The sequence below is a fragment of the Pantoea sp. SJZ147 genome (assembly GCF_007828605.1).
In the GTDB taxonomy this organism is placed as follows: domain Bacteria; phylum Pseudomonadota; class Gammaproteobacteria; order Enterobacterales; family Enterobacteriaceae; genus Pantoea; species Pantoea allii.
The window spans coordinates 247,205-265,691 of sequence record NZ_VIVB01000005.1 but is presented as its reverse complement, the minus strand read 5'-3'; the positions used below and the strand labels follow the sequence as shown (position 1 = coordinate 265,691).

The 18,487-nt window shown below is 54.6% G+C and carries 16 protein-coding genes; 2 read left to right on the top strand and 14 right to left on the bottom strand.

Annotated elements, in window-relative coordinates; translation table 11 throughout:
* Positions 1–19: 19 nt before the first annotated feature.
* The 8 genes from FBY13_RS09865 to FBY13_RS09830 are packed head-to-tail and all read right to left on the bottom strand — an operon-like array spanning position 20 to position 7,939.
* Complete coding sequence (locus tag FBY13_RS09865; RefSeq protein WP_109717575.1) at positions 20–979, bottom strand: ribokinase; 960 nt, start codon at positions 977–979, stop codon at positions 20–22.
* Entirely contained in the window at positions 976–1,872 is an 897-nt protein-coding gene (gene alsK, locus FBY13_RS09860) for an allose kinase (RefSeq protein WP_145394055.1), read from the bottom strand. Before alsK ends, FBY13_RS09865 begins: the two co-directional genes overlap by 4 nt.
* On the bottom strand, positions 1,869–2,561 hold the full coding sequence (gene alsE, locus FBY13_RS09855; protein ID WP_109717577.1) for a D-allulose 6-phosphate 3-epimerase: 693 nt from the start codon (positions 2,559–2,561) through the stop codon (positions 1,869–1,871). Before alsE ends, alsK begins: the two co-directional genes overlap by 4 nt.
* Positions 2,561–3,613 carry an ABC transporter permease gene (locus tag FBY13_RS09850; protein ID WP_109717578.1) on the bottom strand — a complete coding sequence of 351 codons (1,053 nt, stop codon included), beginning with the start codon at positions 3,611–3,613 and terminating at the stop codon, positions 2,561–2,563. Before FBY13_RS09850 ends, alsE begins: the two co-directional genes overlap by 1 nt.
* 13 nt (positions 3,614–3,626) lie before the next feature.
* Positions 3,627–4,616 (bottom strand): ABC transporter permease, encoded by a 990-nt coding sequence (locus FBY13_RS09845; RefSeq protein WP_063880506.1) that lies wholly within the window; start codon positions 4,614–4,616, stop codon positions 3,627–3,629.
* Entirely contained in the window at positions 4,609–6,114 is a 1,506-nt protein-coding gene (locus FBY13_RS09840) for a sugar ABC transporter ATP-binding protein (protein ID WP_063880505.1), read from the bottom strand. Before FBY13_RS09840 ends, FBY13_RS09845 begins: the two co-directional genes overlap by 8 nt.
* 2 nt (positions 6,115–6,116) lie before the next feature.
* Positions 6,117–7,097: a substrate-binding domain-containing protein gene (locus FBY13_RS09835; RefSeq protein WP_145394054.1), complete on the bottom strand. Its 981-nt coding sequence runs from the start codon at positions 7,095–7,097 to the stop codon at positions 6,117–6,119.
* Positions 7,098–7,108: 11 nt separating this feature from the next.
* The gene (locus tag FBY13_RS09830; protein ID WP_063880503.1) at positions 7,109–7,939 is read right to left on the bottom strand and encodes a DeoR/GlpR family DNA-binding transcription regulator; all 831 of its coding nucleotides are present in this window, start codon (positions 7,937–7,939) and stop codon (positions 7,109–7,111) included.
* A 489-nt stretch (positions 7,940–8,428) separates the two neighbouring features.
* Between FBY13_RS09830 and FBY13_RS09825 the strand changes: the two genes are divergently transcribed.
* Positions 8,429–9,496, top strand: a complete 1,068-nt coding sequence (locus FBY13_RS09825) for a DUF1176 domain-containing protein (protein WP_145394053.1) — start codon at positions 8,429–8,431, stop codon at positions 9,494–9,496.
* On the opposite strand, the gene ampH is transcribed toward FBY13_RS09825, so the two are convergent.
* From ampH to FBY13_RS09805, 4 genes are all read right to left on the bottom strand, one after another.
* Positions 9,493–10,656 (bottom strand): D-alanyl-D-alanine-carboxypeptidase/endopeptidase AmpH, encoded by a 1,164-nt coding sequence (gene ampH / locus FBY13_RS09820; RefSeq protein ID WP_172823932.1) that lies wholly within the window; start codon positions 10,654–10,656, stop codon positions 9,493–9,495. The two genes, FBY13_RS09825 and ampH, sit on opposite strands and share 4 nt — an antisense overlap.
* Positions 10,657–10,881: 225 nt before the next feature.
* Positions 10,882–11,568 carry a response regulator gene (locus FBY13_RS09815; RefSeq protein ID WP_096012857.1) on the bottom strand — a complete coding sequence of 229 codons (687 nt, stop codon included), beginning with the start codon at positions 11,566–11,568 and terminating at the stop codon, positions 10,882–10,884.
* Positions 11,558–13,195, bottom strand: a complete 1,638-nt coding sequence (locus FBY13_RS09810) for a sensor histidine kinase (RefSeq protein WP_063880499.1) — start codon at positions 13,193–13,195, stop codon at positions 11,558–11,560. The genes FBY13_RS09815 and FBY13_RS09810 overlap by 11 nt, the downstream gene beginning before the upstream one ends.
* A gap of 46 nt (positions 13,196–13,241) precedes the next feature.
* On the bottom strand, positions 13,242–13,517 hold the full coding sequence (locus tag FBY13_RS09805) for a hypothetical protein (RefSeq protein ID WP_145394052.1): 276 nt from the start codon (positions 13,515–13,517) through the stop codon (positions 13,242–13,244).
* Here FBY13_RS09805 and FBY13_RS09800 point away from each other — a divergent pair.
* Positions 13,510–14,871, top strand: coding sequence for a 2-hydroxycarboxylate transporter family protein (locus tag FBY13_RS09800; RefSeq protein WP_063880495.1), 1,362 nt, complete (start codon positions 13,510–13,512; stop codon positions 14,869–14,871). The two genes, FBY13_RS09805 and FBY13_RS09800, sit on opposite strands and share 8 nt — an antisense overlap.
* Positions 14,872–15,353: 482 nt before the next feature.
* Here the strand turns inward: FBY13_RS09800 and tkt are convergent, their stop codons facing one another.
* Both tkt and tal read right to left on the bottom strand, forming a co-directional pair.
* Entirely contained in the window at positions 15,354–17,354 is a 2,001-nt protein-coding gene (gene tkt / locus FBY13_RS09795; protein WP_063880493.1) for a transketolase, read from the bottom strand.
* Between the two features lie 62 nt (positions 17,355–17,416).
* A complete protein-coding gene (gene tal / locus FBY13_RS09790; protein WP_063880491.1) occupies positions 17,417–18,367 on the bottom strand; it encodes a transaldolase in 951 nt (316 codons plus the stop codon).
* Positions 18,368–18,487: the final 120 nt, after the last annotated feature.

The window sequence follows — 18,487 nt, the reverse complement described above, 5'->3', positions numbered from 1 at the left end:
CGGCACATCTGCTGCCGGGTTACGCGCAGGCCATGACGTTCCCGGCCACGCATTCGGGATGCGCCTGCAGGCGCGCCAGTGCATCGGCGTAGGAGGGCATAGCGTGGGCGGCGCCGGGTTGTTCGACGCACAGAGAGGCAAACGCCGCCGCAAAAAGCGCGGCCTGCTCCAGAGAAACCCCTGCGGCTAACCGGGCAGCCAGCGCACCGTTAAAGGCATCGCCCGCGCCAGTTGTATCCAGTGGTGTGGCGGGAAAAACAGGAATGTGAAGCAGCTGTTGCCCGTCAGACAGTAAGGCACCGGCTGTGCCAAGGGTAATAATCACCTGACGTGCGCCTTTACGGTGAAGCGCCTCGGCGGCCTGCCGGGCACTGGCCATGTCCGTGACCTTCACGCCCGTCAGCAGCATGGCTTCGGTGCTGTTTGGCGTCAGCAGATCGACCTTCGCCAGCAGGGCATCACTGATTTTTTGAAACGGGGCCGGATTGAGGATCACAAAGGTATTTGCTGCGCGTGCGTGATCAATCATGCGCTGAATGGCGCTCAGATTATTTTCCAACTGCACCAGCAGAATGTCCGCCGCCGCAACGGTCGGTTTACAGCGCGTAACCTCTGCGGCTGTCACGGTGAGATTGGCACCCGGATAGACGGAAATCATGTTCTCGGCGTCATTCCCGGCCACGTAAATCAACGCATTTCCGGTGGGTTTGTCTTTGCAGGTGAACAGCGTAATCGCATCAAAACCGGTTTTTTCCAGATGTCGCCGGGCAAAGAGACCAAAGTCGTCGTGTCCTACTTTGCCAATATAGTGCACCCGGGCACCGGCGCGCAGCGCGGCGGTGGCCTGATTAGCCCCTTTGCCTCCTGGCCCCATCATGCTGTGCTGTGCAATTAAGGATTCGCCCGGTAACGGAAAGCGCGTCATGCCTGCCACGATATCCAGGTTGAAGGAGCCGAACACACACACTTTGCCTTTCATTTTTCCCCTCCAAAATAGCGCTCAGCGGCCAGACAGGCACCGCGACAGCCGGTGTGATCGGTCGCGTGACTGAAGACGATTTTCAGACCCTGGCGCGTCACGGGTGGGCGCAGGTATTGCTGTATGGCACTGCGCAGCCGCGCCAGCGGAAAATCAGCCATCGCCAGCACGCCGCCGCCCAGAATCAGGTACTCGGGATCGAGAATATTCATTTCGCTGGCGATCAGCTGGGCCAGGCGCTCGACGAACGCCAGCAGATCGGGGTGATCGCCGTGCAGGGTAAAGAGCTGCGAAATGGCGGTATCGGGCTGCTGTGATGCTGCCCAGCCGCTCAGCCAGTGACCGGATATCAGGGTTTCGGCGCAACCCCGGTTTCCGCACGGGCAGGGCAGATCGTTGCCCGCCAGCGGAATATGGCCTAACTCGCCTGAACCCCCATGATGACCATGATAAAACCGGCCTTCCAGCCACAGGCTGTTCCCCAGGCCTGTTCCGGGATACAAGCCCACGGCATTCGCGGGTAGCCCCTCAAGCTGCAGCAGATCCCATAACATCAGGTGGTTCACATCTTTATCCATCGCAACCGGCACGCCAAGCCGCGCACTGAGTTGCGCCACCACGGGTTGCTGATCCAGCGCCTGAATAAAGGGCAAAGAGATCACCTGCTGACGGTCACGGCTGAGAATACCGGGCAAGCCGAGCATCACGCCGTTTACCGGCTGTGTCTCCAGAGTTTCGCCGATCACATCGCCCAGCGCGGTCAGCGCATCCGGTTGTTGTGACCAGCTGGCGGTCGGCACTTTACGAAAGCCACACCAGTTCCGGCCTTCTTCCATCAACTGCAGGCGCGTACTGGTACCGCCAATGTCAATGCCAAGCCAGCGTCGTTTCATGCCGACTCCTGCACCAGTTCCTGCGCCGCATCAATACTGCTGCGCATCATCGTCCAGGCGGTGGTGAGATCCTCATGTATATTGAACAGACCCGAGGTGCCCACAATCAGCACTTCCGCCCCGGCCTCCAGCAGGGTGCGGTAAGTGCGCTGATTACAGGAACCATCAATCTCAATCAGATAGCGGTAGCCGTGAGCCTGTTTTAACGCCTTGAGTGTCTGAATCTTCTCGACCATTTCCGGAATAAACGGCTGCCCGGCATAACCCGGGTCCACCGTCATCACCGTGATCTTCTCCAGCAGATGAAGATAGTGATGGATAAAGGACACCGGCGTGGCAGGGTTTAATACCACGCCCGGTTTTTTCCCCAGGCTGCGGATCTGGTTGATGACCCGGAAGGCATCACGGTTGATCGTCTCTGCGTGCGGGCAAATAAAGTCAGCCCCCGCTTTGGCCACCGCTTCAATAAAATCAGTAGGCTGCTCAACCATCAAATGCACATCGATAGCCACCGGCGTATGCGGACGGATTTGCTCGATAAAGAACGGCGAGAGGGTGATATTTTTAACGTAGTGACCGTCCATGATATCGACATGCAGGAAGTCGGCGCGGGAGTTCAGCACAGCCAACTGCTGTTTGATCTCCATCAGGTTCATACACATCAATGATGGGGAGATTTGAATACGCATCATACTTCCTTTTTCTCAGTCAGAGGATTCAGTGCCGCGCTCAGGCGCTTGCTGCGCTTCACGTCACGGCGTGCATTCAGTCGGGCTTTTCCCTGTTTCACGGCGAGCACCACAATCAGTACCGCGCCCCACATCGCCAGGCTAACGTGCTGGCTGATATTCATCAGGTTGAAGCCGGTGGAGAGGATCTGCAGTGCAATCAGCGCCAGAACGACACCGGTAACGCGGCCAAAGCCGCCGTTGGGATCGGTGCCGCCAAGAATAATGGCCAGCACGGTCAGCAGCAGATAGGCATCGCCATAACCCATGCGCGCAGAGTTAAAGCGCGCCATCATTACCAGCCCCGCCAGCACACACAGCAGGCTGGAGATGACATAGACAAGGATGATCATGCGGTGTGTGTTGATACCGCTAAACCAGGTGGCATTGATGTTACTGCCGCCCATATAGATGCATTTACCGGCGCGGGTTTTTCCCAGGAACAGCGCCAGTAGGGCGGCGGCGAGTAAAAATACCCACAGCGGCAGCGGAACACCGAGCAACGTATCGGAGCCCAGGGCGCGCACGACCGGCGGCATGCCGCTCACCGCCGCCCCTTTTGTCAGCCAGATGCCGATGCCGTTGAGCGTGATCATGGTCGCGAGCGTCACCAGAATAGGATGCGCGCCGATGCGCGTGACCATCACGCCGGTAATCAGACCGATGAGTGCCGCAATGACCATCGCGCCCAGCATCGCCAGCAGTAACCAGCCCAGTTGCTGGCCGGTTCCCGCGCCGTCCGGCAACATGCTCAGCAGCACCCAGGCGATGAATAAGCTGGTCAGGTTGGCGGTCGTAATAATGGCCAGGTTTAATCCCCCGCTCAGAATGGCAATAAACATCGCCAGAGTAAGCAAGCCCAGCTCAGGCAGTTGAAAGGCCATACTGAGAAAGGTGGAATCGGTAAAGAAACGACCGGGCAACAGGATGCTGAACAGCGCCAGTGCAAACGCGATGAGCAGCAGCAGGCCGGTATTGGTGCCGTCAGGTTTTAACGCCAATAAAGGTTTCATAGGGGTTCTCCCATCAGACAAAGCTGACGTCAGTCTCTTTGCGTTTTTTATAGTGAGTAACGGCGATGGCGATCATGATGACCCCGCCGACCACGATGTTCATGAAGTAGTTGGAGACACCAAGCAGGTTGAGACCGTTCTTCAAAATGGCGATCAGGAAAACCCCCATTAAGGTGCCGCTGACCGTGCCTTTTCCGCCCATCAGGCTGGCACCACCCAGCACGGTGGCAGCCAGCACATCCAGTTCACCGCCCACCAGCGCGTTCGGCACCACTTCACCCATGCGGTAAACCTGTACCAACCCGCCAATCGCTGCCATCGCACCCAACCAGCCATAGGCAAACAGGTGGATCAGGCCGACGCGAATCCCGATGCGCCGAGCGGACTCTGCGTCACCGCCGACGGCATAAAGCTGGCGGCCTAAGTGGGTTTTGTTGAGTAACACGGCGGTCAGGGTGGCGATGATCAGCAGGATGAGCAGCGGCAGGCCAAGCTGAAACGTCTGGCCTTGCCACGTAAACGGCAGCACGTTGCGTAAGGTGATCCACCAGTCGGGTAACTGATAGAGGCTGCGTCCGCCGGTTAACCACATCAGCAGGCCAAACAACAGCGACTGCATACTGATGGTGATAATGATGGAAACGACCCGCAGCCAGGTGATGAGCCAGGCATTGATCACCCCGAACAGGGTGCCGCAGGCAATGGCAAGGATAATGCTAAGCAGTGCGTTATCAAATTGATAGTGCACAAACAGGGCGGCGATAAAGTACTGCACCACCGAGGCGACGGCAGCAAAGGAGATATCGATGCCGCCGGTGACCAGCACCACAAACAGCCCCAGCGCAAAGATGCCGGTTACCGCATAGCTTTCGGCTAAATCCAGCAGGTTTTGCACGCTGAGGAACTGGTCGCTGGTCAGTGAGAAAACCACAATAAACAGCAGTAAAACCCAGGTCAGCCAGCCTTGACTGGAGTGAGGACGTAAGCGGGATAAGTCAGGCATTGATCACCTCTGCAAGTTGCTGTTGCTCAACGCTGTCGGGCTGGTATTCGGCATGGATCGTGCCGTCGCGGAAATGCAAAATGCGGTCACAGTTGTGCCAGACCTCAGGGACCTCGTCGGAAATCAACATAATCGACAAGCCTTCACGCGCCAGCTCGTGGATCAACTGGTAAATACTGGCTTTCGCCCCGACATCCACGCCGACAGTGGGCGAATCAAGAATTAACAGACGAGGCTGAGTGAGCACCCACTTGGCTAAAACGATCTTTTGCTGATTGCCGCCGGAAAGCGTGGCGATCGCCTGCTCGGGATCGGCAACCCGGACGCCCAGTTGCTGAATCCACTGCAGGATCAGCCTGTTCTTGCGGTATTCATCAATCAGGTGAAAGCGGTTTTGCAGTTTGTCGAGAATGGGTAAAACCATGTTATCGGCCACCGACTGTTGCTGAACCAGCCCCAGCGTCAGGCGATCCTCTGACACATAGCCAATACCGGCTTTGATAGCGTCTTCATGGCTGCGAAAGCGCACCGGTTTCGTGTCCAGCCAGATCTTGCCGCTGTCAGGCCGGGTCATACCAAACAGCGACAGGGCCAGCTCGGTACGGCCTGAACCCAGCAGGCCACAGAGCCCCAGCACTTCACCTTCATACAAACGAAAATTCACGTCGTGGTACTGTCCGTTACGGCTGAGATCCTCCACCTCCAGCAGCACCCGATCGCGCTTACGCGTTGGATTTTTTAACGGATATTCCAGCTTTTGTCCGGTCATCAGCTCCGTCAGGCGGTGCGGCGTCATCTCCTGCGCTGGAAAGCTGCCAATCTTGCGACCATCGCGAATGACCGTGACCCGATCCGAGATCTCCAGCACTTCATCCAGACGATGGCTGACAAACACCACACAGATGTTTTTCTGCTTGAGATAGCGCACCGTGCGCAACAGCTGATTCACTTCCGTGCGGGTAAGTGAGGCGGTGGGTTCATCCATGATCACCAGCCGGGCATCGGCAACCAGGGCACGACAGATAGCCACCTGTTGCCGCTGGGCGATAGAGAGATGCGCCACTTTTTCGTTAAGATCGAGCGTGAATTGCAGCTCCTCGACAACGCGCCGGGCGCTGTCAAACAGCGTCTTACGCTGGTGCCAGCCGAACAGGCCACGCAGGTTGTGTTCAAACGCGATATTTTCAGCCACGCTCAGGTTGGGGAACAGGGACAGGTCCTGATAGATCACCTGTATGCCAAAGTCTCTGGCCTGCTGTGTCGAGAGACGAGGCACGATTTCCCCGTCGCCCAGGCGGATCTCGCTGCCGCTGTCCGGCGCATGTACGCCGGACATCACCTTGATCAGCGTGCTTTTGCCACAGCCATTCGTCCCGGCAAGGCAGTGCACTTCACCGGCCAGCAGCGTCAGCGACATATCGCTCAGTGCGCGATGACCGCCAAAGGTTTTCGACAACCTGTTCAGGGTGACGAGCGTTTGTGGTGCGACAGGTTCCATCACTACAGCCCCAGCTTAATCAGTTTCGGCAGGTTGGCTTTATCCAGGCTTTCGGTGTTGTTGCCCAGAATGGTGTGCGTGGTTTCATCCACCCGCACCTTGCCTAATCCTTCAATGGTCATGCCATCTTTAATCGGCGTGTTCTTCTCCATCATCTCGGCAAGACGGACAAACACTTCTCCGGCGGTATGCGGATTCCAGATATAGCCACCTTTAATGGCCCCCCGGTTGACGAGCTGCGCGCCCTGGCCCGGACTGAATGCGCCAATGACGCAGACCTGGTTAATCTTGTTGCGATTCATCACCGCCCGGCCTGCGCCGATAGGCCCCTGAGAACCAAAGGCCAGAATCCCTTTGAGATCCGGATACCTGGACATCAGCTCATTGGTTGTGCGGATGGAATCATCCAGCGATTCCCCCACGCCAAATTTGTCAGTGACTAATTGCATTTTTGGGTAATGCTGCTTTTGATATTCCAGCGCGGCGTCGGTCCACTGCTGGTGGAGCGGCACCGTCAGGCTGCCAACGTACATTGCGTATTGGCCTTCATCGTGCATACAGGCTGCCAGCGCTTTCATATGGTTGATGCCATGGGTAGTTGCATCCACCAACTCAAAGTCCCAGTTGGCAAACTTCTGGCCCGGTGACTCGTGGGTAATCACTTTGATGCCCGCATCACGGGCGCGCTGCAAAACGGGTTCCAGCACCTTGGGATCGTTCGGCACCACGCCAATGATGTCCACTTTCTGCGCAATCAAATCCTCAATGGCCCGCACCTGTAAGGCGGGGTCGGCTGCGGTGGGCCCGACCATCCACGCATCGATCCCACTTTTCGCCGCTTCACTTTTTATCCCGGCCTCCATGGCGTTAAACCACGGAATGCCGCCAATTTTCACCACGATCCCCATACGTATTTTTTCTGCTGCCTGGGCCTGGAATGCAAATAACGCGATCAGTGTGCAGGCGATAAGCTGTTTTTTCATAGCGACTCCATTTAATTATTCATAAGCTGTACGGACTGAGGGCGTTGCGAACAGTCGATAATATTTACCCCGTTCCACGCCAGTTCCTGTTCCAGTTCTTTATCTTTTAATTGGTCAGTAATGAGAAAATCCACATCACGGTAATGGCAAACACGCGCGAATGAGGGCCGAAGAAACTTAGAGCTGTCCATTAATAAATGTTTTCGTTCTGCTGCCAGAATGAGCTGTTGTTTTAAATGTGCATTACGTTCATTCCCTTCGCGTAAATAACCGTCATTGCCCAGACTGCTACAGGAAAAAAAGATTTTATTTATTTGAAACTCTTTTAAGGGTTGTTCAGTCACGATGCCGTGAAAATCTTCATAGCGATCGGAATATTCTCCGCCCAGGCAGATCGTGCGAATACTGCTGCGCGCCGCCAGCGTCTGCACAATGCGCAGAGAATTGGTTAATACCGTTAATTCTATATCGGGTAACTGTCGGGCCAGATAAAAACAGGTGGTACTGCTGTCGAGTAATACACAGTCACCCACGCTAATAAATCCCAGTGCCCGTTTGGCAATAGCCATTTTGGCATCGACATGTTCATTAATTCGCTGGCGAAAAGATAATTCATATTCATTAATGCCACGATTATTTATTTGTATAGCCGCATTATATTGTTTAACCGGGACTGCACCGCCATGACTTCGCTGTAATATGCCTTTCTTTTCCAGTTGCGCTAAGTCCCGACGAATCGTTTCCTGCGAAACCTGACACAATGCGGTAAGTTCCGCGACAATGACACGTCCATTACGCATTAATTCATCAATAATTCTCTGCTGGCGTTCAATCGGCAACATGCTGGCCTCCGAGGGTTATAAAGTACTGGAAGGCGCGCGGCAAAAATGTGGCCTGAGCGTGGGTACGCAGGACGCTATTTTCACGGCGCACATAAAGAGATATTTGTTGGGTTTTTATGAAACGGGATGTAATCGTTATTATTAAAAAGTGATTCTGATCACCTTATAAGGGCTTTTTAACCTGAGAAGAATCTGTTGATAACCTTTTATGTTTAATCTTGTGACGACTATATCATGCCTGTTTTTGACCGTTTATGTGTATTTGACCGATTGCACGGGCGGGAATGTCCGACGAATCCGATTGAGCGGCGCGAGGTGAATCAGCATGATAAATATTCTGCAGACTTTATTGCACTTCTCTTGTCATAAAGCGGATGTTTTTTAGACGGTTAGCTGCGCTTGCTGAGCACTTCACAGAATGCGGCCTTCGTGACGTGCGCGATTGCGCTATCATCTTCCACTCAAAGAAGTTGGGGCTGGTTTTTCTTAATGTGGTATGGGATGAAATCGCTGTTTGCGTTGCCTTTTTTTATGGTAGCAGCTGTTCAGGCTGAGCCGGTACAGAAGCTGTTTTCTGACTGGCAATTAACCTGCAATAATGCAGCGCATTGCGTTGCGCGAAGCATACCTGGCGACAAAGGCCTGGTGATGACCCTTTCCCGCCACACGGGAACGGATGACCAACCTTTACTGCGCATCGATTACGGCAGCGCCTACAGCGGAGCGCTTCCTGGCCCGGCACTAAAAGATAATCTGTTAGTCGATCAACGCCGACTCCGGCCCGATTTCAAGCACTGGACGGTCGAACCGCACCATCTTGCCACCAGTAATCCCATCGCTATTAATGAGTTCCTTGAACTGACCATGGATGCCAAAAGCCTGCAACTGACGTTCAATGCCGGTCCGCAGATTTCGTTGCGCGGTATGAAGGCGGCGCTGTTATATATGGATGACGTGCAGGGACGGGTTAATGACATCAGTGCCTGGGTCAGGCGCGGGGAACGAAACAGCGTGCCGGCCGCCCCTGCGGTGCCACAGCTGCAGCCCGCCGTAGCTGCGCCTGCGCCACTGACGCGTGAAGAGACCAGTGGCCTTATCGATTACGGCACCTGGCGCGTGAATTCGGACAGCTGTTCGCTCGATCCGCTGCGCCGGGAAGTGAGCGTATCTCCCCTGACCGATAAAAAAGCGCTGCTGCTGGTGAGCTGTGAGATGGGCGCGTACAACGTTATCGATCTGGCCTTTGAAGTGACGCGTGCGCCGCCCTACGTGGCGCGCGGTCTGACCCTGACTCTGCCTTTTACGCCGCCGGGTGACACAGACCGCCAGCTTGAGCTGATTAATGCGGATTATGATGCGGCAACCGGGCAGCTCTATACCTTTGGCAAGGGACGTGGATTGGGCGACTGCGGCACGGCCACCCGTTGGCAGTTTGATGGCGAGCGTTTTGTTTTAGCCGAATACGCGCAGGAATCGACCTGCGATGCCTGGCACAGCAGTGACGACTGGCCCACGCTCTGGGTGAGCCAGTCAGTCACGGCGGATAGCCGCGGTTAAGGAATCGCCTGCACCATCATCGGTGAGCCGTTCTGATTGCCCACCAGCTCCGCGAGCAGGTTGTTGACGCCGTCGCTCATCGGGGTAAAACGCGTTAGTGGCGAACGGGTGACGACCACGAAAACCCCAACGTTTTGCTGCGGAATCATCGCGATATAGGTGATAAAACCACCGCCACCACCGGTTTTCTGGATAATGCCAGGACGACCGTTTGCCGGGCCCATATAAACCCATCCCATGCCCAGCGCGTCGGCTTTGCCCGGCACATCCATGCCATCGACTTTATGCAGCTGGTCGCGACGGTAGATCAAGGTCTGCAGGCGGTCGATTTGCGGCGTACGATGATTCACCGATGAGTTCAGAAACTGCTGCATCCAGCGCCCCATATCATCAGGTGTCGAATAGACGCCGCCGCTGCCAATCGCTGCCAGTGTGTTGTTACAGGGGCTGGCCCCTTTTTCCGCGACCATCAGACGGGCGCACTGTTCAGGTGACGGTGTAAAGGTGGTGTCTTTCATGCCCAGCGGACGGGTAATCAACTGCTGTAGCAGTGCCGGGTAAGGTTTACCTGCTGCACGTGACAGCGCATCACCGAGCAGATCATAACCAAGGTTGGAATAGGCCGCGTTGGTGCCCGGTGCGGCTTTGAGGTTGGCCTTGTTTAACCAGCTCCAGCGTTCACTCTGCGTGGGCCACACGAACACCGGACGATGCGGTTTGCCGCCGGGCTGTTCACGCGGCAGGCCGCTGGTATGGGTCGACAGGTTAATCAAACGAATGGGCTGACCGTCAAAACTGGGAACCCGTTTTCCGGGCGGTGCATATTTACTCAGGGGATCGTCAAGACGGATCTCACCGCGCTCGGCCATCTTTACCATCACTTCACTGGTCATCAGCTTGCTGAGTGAGGCGATGCGAATTAATGAATCTTTTTGCGGACGAATATTGCTGCCTGGCCGCGTATCACCAAAACTGGCGAAAACCCGCTGATTACCGTCTATCGCGACCAATGCCATACCGGTGGCACCGCTGGCATAGAAGATGTGCTCGGCATAGCGATCGACAATTTGCGATGCCAGCAACGGATCGGGCGCAACCTGCGCCATGCTTTTAAGGGGAAGCAAAGAAACCATTAAGGCCAGTAAATAAGGAGTGCGCATTTTCAACGGGGACGGCTTCGCTATAGAAATCGGGAGAAAGCCTATAGTAATGCGTTTGCGAATGACGGGAAGAGGGAAGGGCAGTTTTTTTTGTTTCGGATTACAGCACGCTGCCGGGCTGATAGCGCATCCTGGCCCAATGTGGCGGTCACCTGTCGGACAGGTTTCCCTTGTGCCGTGATGCCTGGGCAGCTTAGCGCCGACAGCGTCAATCCCGGGATAACATCATGCGCGTTTATACATTCGTCTGGGATGTCCTACCTTGCCATACAACATTTCCACCGTCAGAAACCCTGTTTCAACGCAGTGCTCCAGATAGCGGCGGGCGGTCGTCTTACTCACTCCGGTCTCGGCCATCACATCATCCACCGAAAAAAGGCGCGTCGTGGCTGCCGCAAAAAGCGTTTGTACCCGTGCTAAGGTATTTTCTTCAATGCCTTTGCTGCCGTTGTCGTGCGGATAGTTTTTTGCCTGTAACTGATACAGCACGTCCACATTCTTCTGATCGACGATTTTCCATGTGCGTTGCTGTTCCGCAAAGGCGATAAAATTGGCGAGCGAACGGTTAAGCCGCTTCCATGAGACTGGTTTAAGGACGTAATCAAAGGCCCCATTACGAATGGCCTGGCTACAGGTATCCATATCGCTGGCGGCCGTAATAAAAATAATGGAACAGTTAGCGTTTGCCAGGAGAGGATCGCCAATCAGCGTGATGCCTTTGCCATCCGGCAGATAATTGTCCAGCAGCACAAGCTGCGGCAATCTTGTTTCAAGCTGCTGCTTCGCCTCAGACAGCGAGTGCGCTATTCCAACCAGCCGCAGCTGAGGATGGTTGTTAATCAGTTCTGCATGAAGTTGAGCCAGTTCATGCTCATCCTCAACGATCAGGACATCAATAGGATCATGTTGCATTGCTGACCTTCTCCGTTTCCGTGGTGGGATACTGATTTATTTCCACACAGGGAATAAACAGCGAGAAAATAGCACCGCGCGGCAGGTTATCGCTCACCTCAATCGTTCCGCCGGTGCGGGCAATATAGCTTTCGATTAAATACAGCCCGATGCCGTGATCGCCTCGGGTTTTGGTTGTCACGCCGCGTTCGAACATATGCTCACGGATTTCAGGACGGATGCCCACGCCGCGATCGGCGACTTCAATGATCAGTTCACGTGCGTTGAGCTTAATCAGCACTTCGACAGGATCGTGCGGCAGTGGCGCGCGTTGGGTGGCTTCAATGGCATTGTCCAGAAGATTGCCAGTCACCGAGATCAGTTCGGCATCCGTGAGCGGAAGAAAGGGGCGATCCATCAGACACGCGGGATCAAAGTGGATATCTACGCCTTTCTCGCGGGCACGTACCGCTTTGCCCAGCAGCAAACCGCAGAGCAGGGGCGACTGGAAGCGGGTGGAGACAAAGTCCAGCAGCTCCTGTTCGTGCTCTGACTGTGCCTCAATATAATCGATCGCCTCTTCAAAGCGGCCCATGTGCAACAGGCCAGAAAGAGTGTTCATGCGGTTAAGCTGTTCATGACGCATAATGCGCAGATTATCGACGTAACGTTTTACCTGGCTGAGTTGGGCGCTGAGTGAGTCGATATCATTGAGGTCGCGAAAGGATATCACCCATCCCATCAGGGACGATTCCAGCATAATACGGACCCGGCTGGCGATAACGGTCAGCGAATTGAAGCGGCTAATCTCATCATGGGTATCTTTTTCCAGCATGACCGGCTGCGACAAAAATGGAACGGGTGAGATCACCTGGCTGACAGATTGCCCGCGCAGTTGTTCGGCGGACTGCGCCAGTCCAAGCAGTTTTCGCGCCGCCTGGTTGATCACTTCGATTCGCAGATGTTCATCGATGACGATAACCCCTTCATAGATGGACTCCATCATCGCTTTTTGCTGACGCACCATCAGGCCAATCTCACGCGGTTCCAGCGAGCAAATCTGCTTTTTAATATTGCAGGTAAAAAACCAGGAGAAGATGAACAGGGCAATAAGCAGCAGGGCAGCCACGATCAGAATATTGACCATATTGCTGAAGGTAATCGCCTCAAGATAGCGGGTGAGATAACCCACGGAGACAATGCCAATGACCTGGCCTTGAGCGTTAACAATCGGTGCTTTGCTTCGCAGCGAAATCCCCAGACCTCCAGTCCGTATGGTGGTGATACTTTGGCCCGAGAGTACCGCAGCGTTGTCCCCACCGACTAACGGCTTGCCGACTTTATCTTCACTCACGGAATGAAAAAGATGCAGGCCCTGGTGGTCACCAATAACGATAAAACTGGCATCGCTCTTGCTGGCAATCGTCTGCATCAATGACTGGATGGCCTGAATGTTGTGGTCCGCTATCTCTTTTTTAAGGTCAGGTATCTGCGCAATCTCCTCGGCCTGAACTTTGGCACGCATGCTCATTGCCTGGTAGATCTGTTGGTTGATGCTGACGTAATAATAACTACCCAGTAGCACGAACAGGGCAGACGTAAAAACAACGAGCGAAAGAAACAGCTTCGTTTGAAATGACAATTTCATGACGATTACACGTGCTTTGAATTAATAACATTACTGTATCATCTTTTTAACAATATGGGCCAACCCAGTATAACCCCATGATAAGCAGCATAAAAAAAACGCTGACTGTTTTTTTGACCGCGTTGCCGCCCCTTAACGTGGAAAAGCAGACGGAACCGCAATAAAAACCATAAAAACCACGGCGCGAATCAGGACGACGATCACTCAATTTAAAAAAGACCATTAAAACTTTATGCCAGACACCTTCCCCTTCACGTAATTCATCCTCTTTTAACGGCATCCTGAAAAAAAATAATGATGCAAAGAGGATAATAATGAGCACACCTGATGATTCTTTCTTGTCTGAGAAACTGTCCAGTACATCGCGCCGTAAAACCCTGAAAGATCAGTGGTGGCATATTATGGATAACTGGAAAGTCGGGATTATTCCTCTGCCGCTCTTCGTACTGGCGGGCTTGCTTATCGCGGTAGACTGCCTGAGTGGGACGCTGAAAAGCGATATTGTGGTCATGGTCGCCACGCTGGCTTTTTTTGGTTTTGCCTGTGGGGAGTTTGGTAAACGTCTGCCCGTGGTCGGCAGGCTGGGGGCCGCCGCGATTTGCGCCACCTTTATACCTTCTGCGTTGGTTTACTACGGTTTGCTTCCCGACATCGTGGTGACGTCCACGACGCAATTCTATAAATCAACCAATATTCTTTATCTCTACATCTGCTGCATTATCGTCGGCAGCATTATGAGCATGAACCGCACGGTGCTTATCCAGGGCTTTCTGCGCATCTTTTTCCCCATGTTGTGCGGAGAAGTGGTGGGCATGATTGTTGGCATGGGCGTCGGGCTGGCGCTGGGGTTGGAACCTTTCCAGATCTTCTTTTTTATTATTCTGCCGATTATGGCGGGTGGTGTCGGTGAAGGCGCGATTCCGCTCTCCATTGGCTATGCGGCCTTACTGCATATGGATCAGGGCGTCGCGCTGGGCCGTATTCTGCCCATGGTCATGTTGGGTGGCGTAACCGCCATTATTATCTCGGGCTGCCTGAACCAACTGGGGAAACGTTATCCGCACCTGACGGGGGAAGGCCAGTTGATGCCGAACATCGCCAATGTTGAACCTGAGCCGCTGCAATCCGTTTTTTCGGGGAAAGTTGACGTCACCGCGATTGCTTCCGGGGCGCTGCTTGCGGTGTTGCTGTACATGGTGGGCATGTTGGGTCAGAAATTCACCGGTCTGCCTGCGCCGGTTGGGATGCTGTTTCTGGCTGTGCTGGTCAAGCTGGTGAATGGCGTTTCTCCCCGTATTCTGGCGGGTTCTCAGGTCGTTTACCGGTTCTTTCGCACTGCTGTCACCTATCCGGTGCTGTTTGCCGTCGGTGTCGCCATTACGCCCTGGCATATTCTGGTCACCGCGTTTACGCTCACCAACCTGCTGGTGATTATCAGCACGGTCAGCGCGCTGGTCGCCACGGGCTTTTTCGTCGGGAAAAAGATTGGTATGCATCCGATTGATGTCGCGATTGTCTCCTGCTGCCAGAGTGGTCAGGGCGGCACCGGCGATGTGGCCATTCTGACGGCCGGTAATCGCATGGGCCTGATGCCGTTTGCGCAGATCGCCACGCGCATCGGCGGGGCCATTAACGTTTCGCTTTCGTTGTTATTGCTGAGCCATTTTTTGAAATAAACCTGTTCCATGAATAACGCCAGGTCAGGCTGCGTAAACGGCAGTCTGACCTGGCGTCCTGATAAAAGCGTTGGCCTGGCTGATATTCACAGAGGTAAGCAGGATTCAATCAGGGTAAACCCACGTCATCGCTCGGCAATAGCGATTAATCCGCGCCACTCAACGCCATCGCATCCCATACGCGCGTTTTCCTCTTCTGTTCCGCTGGGGTTCCCACTGAATGGAGCGTAAAGCAGGGCTTCAACGGCATCATGCACATCGGCTGTCGGGCAGGAAGATACGTGAGATAACGCGCGGGATGCCATGCTCACTGGATATCGGTATCTCGCCTGTTCAGGACGGATAACGAAGACCAGGCGGGAAGCGATCTGCGACAGGAAGCGGATTTCAGAAAGCCGCGCGCCAGCACAGGGCTGGCGCGCAGTGGTACGCTGAACGAGCGACCTTGCCGGATAGCGGCAGGACGCTCAGGCGGGCAGGGATTACGCCGGTTTCAGCAGGGCTTCAGCATGGCTGACGATGTTTTCCACCGTAAAGCCAAATTCAGCAAAGAGTTTTTCCGCCGGAGCCGACTCACCGAAGGTGGTCATGCCCACGATGGCACCGTCCAGTCCGACGTACTTGTACCAGTAGTCTGCAATGCCCGCTTCTACCGCGACGCGCGCTTTCACGGTGGAAGGCAGTACCGACTCACGGTAAGCCGCATCCTGCGCGTCAAACAGGTCGGTGGATGGCAGCGAAACCACCCGGACCTTATGACCGCCGGTCGTCAGCTTCGCCGCCGCACCCAGGGTAATTTCCATTTCGGACCCGGTGGCAATCAGGATGATGTCTGGCGTGCCATCGCAATCCTTCAGTACATAACCCCCGCGCTTGATGTTAGCCACCTGCTCTGGAGTACGCTCAGGCTGTGCCAGGTTCTGACGCGACAGGATCAGCGCAGTCGGGCCGTGATGACGTTCAATCGCCGCCTGCCAGGCCACCGCTGTCTCTACCTGGTCACAGGGACGCCATACGCTCATATTTGGCGTCACGCGCAGGCTGGCAATTTGCTCAACCGGCTGGTGGGTCGGACCGTCTTCGCCCAGACCAATGGAATCGTGGGTATACACCATAATCTGGCGAGCCTTCATGAGTGCCGCCATACGGACCGCGTTACGGGCGTACTCCACGAACATCAGGAAGGTTGCGGTATAGGGCACAAAGCCGCCGTGATGGGCAATCCCGTTACCAATCGCCGTCATGCCGAATTCGCGGACACCATAATGGATATAGTTCCCGGCCGGATCGTCTTTAATGGATTTTGAGCCTGACCAGATGGTGAGGTTACTCGGCGCAAGGTCGGCGGAACCGCCCAGAAACTCGGGCAGCAGTTTGCCATAAGCTTCCAGTGCGTTCTGCGAGGCTTTACGGCTGGCAATCTTTTGCGGATTCGCCTGCAGCTCCGCCACAAACTTCGCGGTTTCCGCTTCCCAGTTTGCCGGCATTCCACCGTTCATGCGGCGCTCGTATTCTGCGGCCAGCTCTGGATAAGCCTGCTTATAGGCAGCCAGTTTGTTGTTCCAGGCTTTTTCGCGCTCAGCGCCTGCCTGTTTGGCATCCCACTGCTGGTAAATCTCTTTAGGGATCTCAAACGCCGGGTAGTTCCAGCCCAGTTGCTTACGGGTCAGCGCCACTTCTTCTTCGCCTAACGCAGCGCCGTGGGCTTCTTCTTTACCGGCTTTATTCGGTGAGCCGAAGCCAATGACTGTACGGCAGATGATCAGTGACGGTTTGTCGGTGACGCTCTGCGCTTCCTGGATGGCCGCTTTCACAGCATCGGCGTCATGGCCGTCAATCTCACCCACCACATGCCAGTTATAGGCTTCGAAGCGTTTGTGCGTATCGTCAGTAAACCAGCCTTCGGTTTCGCCATCGATAGAGATACCGTTGTGATCGTAGAAGCCAATCAGTTTACCCAGACCTAACGTACCGGCTAGCGAGCAGACTTCATGGGAAATACCTTCCATCAGGCAGCCGTCGCCCATGAACACATAGGTAAAGTGGTCGACGATATCGTGATTAGGACGGTTAAACTGGGCCGCCAGCGTACGTTCAGCAATCGCCAGACCGACGGCATTCGCCAGGCCCTGGCCCAGTGGACCGGTGGTGGTTTCAACGCCCGGCGTGTAGCCAATTTCCGGGTGCCCCGGTGTTTTGGAATGCAGCTGGCGGAAGTTTTTCAGTTCTTCGATAGGCAGATCGTAACCGCTCAGGTGCAACAGGCTGTAAAGCAGCATGGAGCCGTGGCCGTTCGAAAGGATAAAGCGGTCGCGATCCAGCCAGGCGGGATTGGTGGGATTGTGCTGGAGGAAATCACGCCATAATACTTCGGCGATATCTGCCATCCCCATTGGCGCACCAGGGTGACCAGATTTTGCTTTTTGTACCGCATCCATACTTAATGCGCGAATGGCATTAGCCAACTCTCTGCGTGAGGACATAAAGGGTCTCCCTTGTTAAGCATCAGGGCGGGAGTGCTCCCGCCCGGTAAAAGAGGGGAAAACTAGAGGCGTGCCGCCAGCACATCTTCGAGTTTTTGCTGGTCAACGGCGAACTGACGGATACCGTCTGCCAGTTTTTCTACCGCCATGGGGTCCTGATTATGCTCCCAACGGAATTCAGCTTCAGACAGCGGCGACGGCTGATGGAAACACTCGGTTGACGGCTCCAGCTTACGTTCAATTGGCTCATCACTGTTTTGCAGCTCTTCCAGCAGATTCGGTGAAAGCGTCAGGCGGTCACAACCGGCCAGCGCAAGTACCTGTTCAACTTTACGGAAGCTGGCACCCATGATGATGGTGTCATAACGGTGCTTCTTGTAGTAATCATAAATACGGCGCACGGATTTCACGCCAGGATCTTCATCAGCGCTGTACGGGTCCATCGGTTTGCGTGAGTTGTACCAGTCATAGATACGACCGACAAACGGTGAAATCAGGTAAACACCGGCTTCGGCGCAGGCGCGCGCCTGCGCAAACGAGAACAGCAACGTCAGGTTGCACTGGATACCATTTTTTTCCAGTTCTTCCGCTGCCTTGATGCCTTCCCACGTTGACGCCAGTTTGATCAGAATACGTGAGCGGTCAATACCGTGCTCTTCATACATGCGAACCAGCTTTTCAGCTTTCGTGACGCACATGCCACGATCGAAGGAGAGGCGCGCATCCACTTCGGTCGAAACACGGCCCGGTATGCTTTTCAGAATTTCCATACCGAGGTTAATAGCCACTTTGTCGCTGGCATTGATGATCTGCGTCTCTTTGCTGCCGCCCTGTTTTTTCGCATAGTCGATGGCGTCATCAATCAGATGTTTGTAAGGCTGGAGAGCAGATGCTTTCAGAATAAGCGAGGGATTGGTGGTCGCATCTTGTGGGTGATAATTTCGAATCGATTCAATATCGCCACTGTCAGCCACCACGGTGGTGAACTGTTTAAGGGCTTCAAGCTGGTTCATTTCTACACTCCTTGAAAATACATTGTAACGAAAGGGAACACCTCTGGCCTCGTGCCCTAATCCGTGCAGACATTACGGGTCGCAGTAACGCCGACTCACCACATTGCAACAGACGGGGTG

Coding starts and splice junctions, on each gene's coding strand:
- alsK (WP_145394055.1), bottom strand. CDS start 1,872: ATGAAACGACGCTGGCTTGGCATTGACATTGGCGGTACCAGTACGCGC.
- FBY13_RS09825 (WP_145394053.1), top strand. CDS start 8,429: ATGTGGTATGGGATGAAATCGCTGTTTGCGTTGCCTTTTTTTATGGTA.
- FBY13_RS09845 (WP_063880506.1), bottom strand. CDS start 4,616: ATGCCTGACTTATCCCGCTTACGTCCTCACTCCAGTCAAGGCTGGCTG.
- FBY13_RS09815 (WP_096012857.1), bottom strand. CDS start 11,568: ATGCAACATGATCCTATTGATGTCCTGATCGTTGAGGATGAGCATGAA.
- tkt (WP_063880493.1), bottom strand. CDS start 17,354: ATGTCCTCACGCAGAGAGTTGGCTAATGCCATTCGCGCATTAAGTATG.
- FBY13_RS09830 (WP_063880503.1), bottom strand. CDS start 7,939: ATGTTGCCGATTGAACGCCAGCAGAGAATTATTGATGAATTAATGCGT.
- ampH (WP_172823932.1), bottom strand. CDS start 10,656: ATGCGCACTCCTTATTTACTGGCCTTAATGGTTTCTTTGCTTCCCCTT.
- FBY13_RS09865 (WP_109717575.1), bottom strand. CDS start 979: ATGAAAGGCAAAGTGTGTGTGTTCGGCTCCTTCAACCTGGATATCGTG.
- FBY13_RS09850 (WP_109717578.1), bottom strand. CDS start 3,613: ATGAAACCTTTATTGGCGTTAAAACCTGACGGCACCAATACCGGCCTG.
- FBY13_RS09800 (WP_063880495.1), top strand. CDS start 13,510: ATGAGCACACCTGATGATTCTTTCTTGTCTGAGAAACTGTCCAGTACA.
- tal (WP_063880491.1), bottom strand. CDS start 18,367: ATGAACCAGCTTGAAGCCCTTAAACAGTTCACCACCGTGGTGGCTGAC.
- FBY13_RS09840 (WP_063880505.1), bottom strand. CDS start 6,114: ATGGAACCTGTCGCACCACAAACGCTCGTCACCCTGAACAGGTTGTCG.
- FBY13_RS09835 (WP_145394054.1), bottom strand. CDS start 7,097: ATGAAAAAACAGCTTATCGCCTGCACACTGATCGCGTTATTTGCATTC.
- FBY13_RS09810 (WP_063880499.1), bottom strand. CDS start 13,195: ATGAAATTGTCATTTCAAACGAAGCTGTTTCTTTCGCTCGTTGTTTTT.
- alsE (WP_109717577.1), bottom strand. CDS start 2,561: ATGCGTATTCAAATCTCCCCATCATTGATGTGTATGAACCTGATGGAG.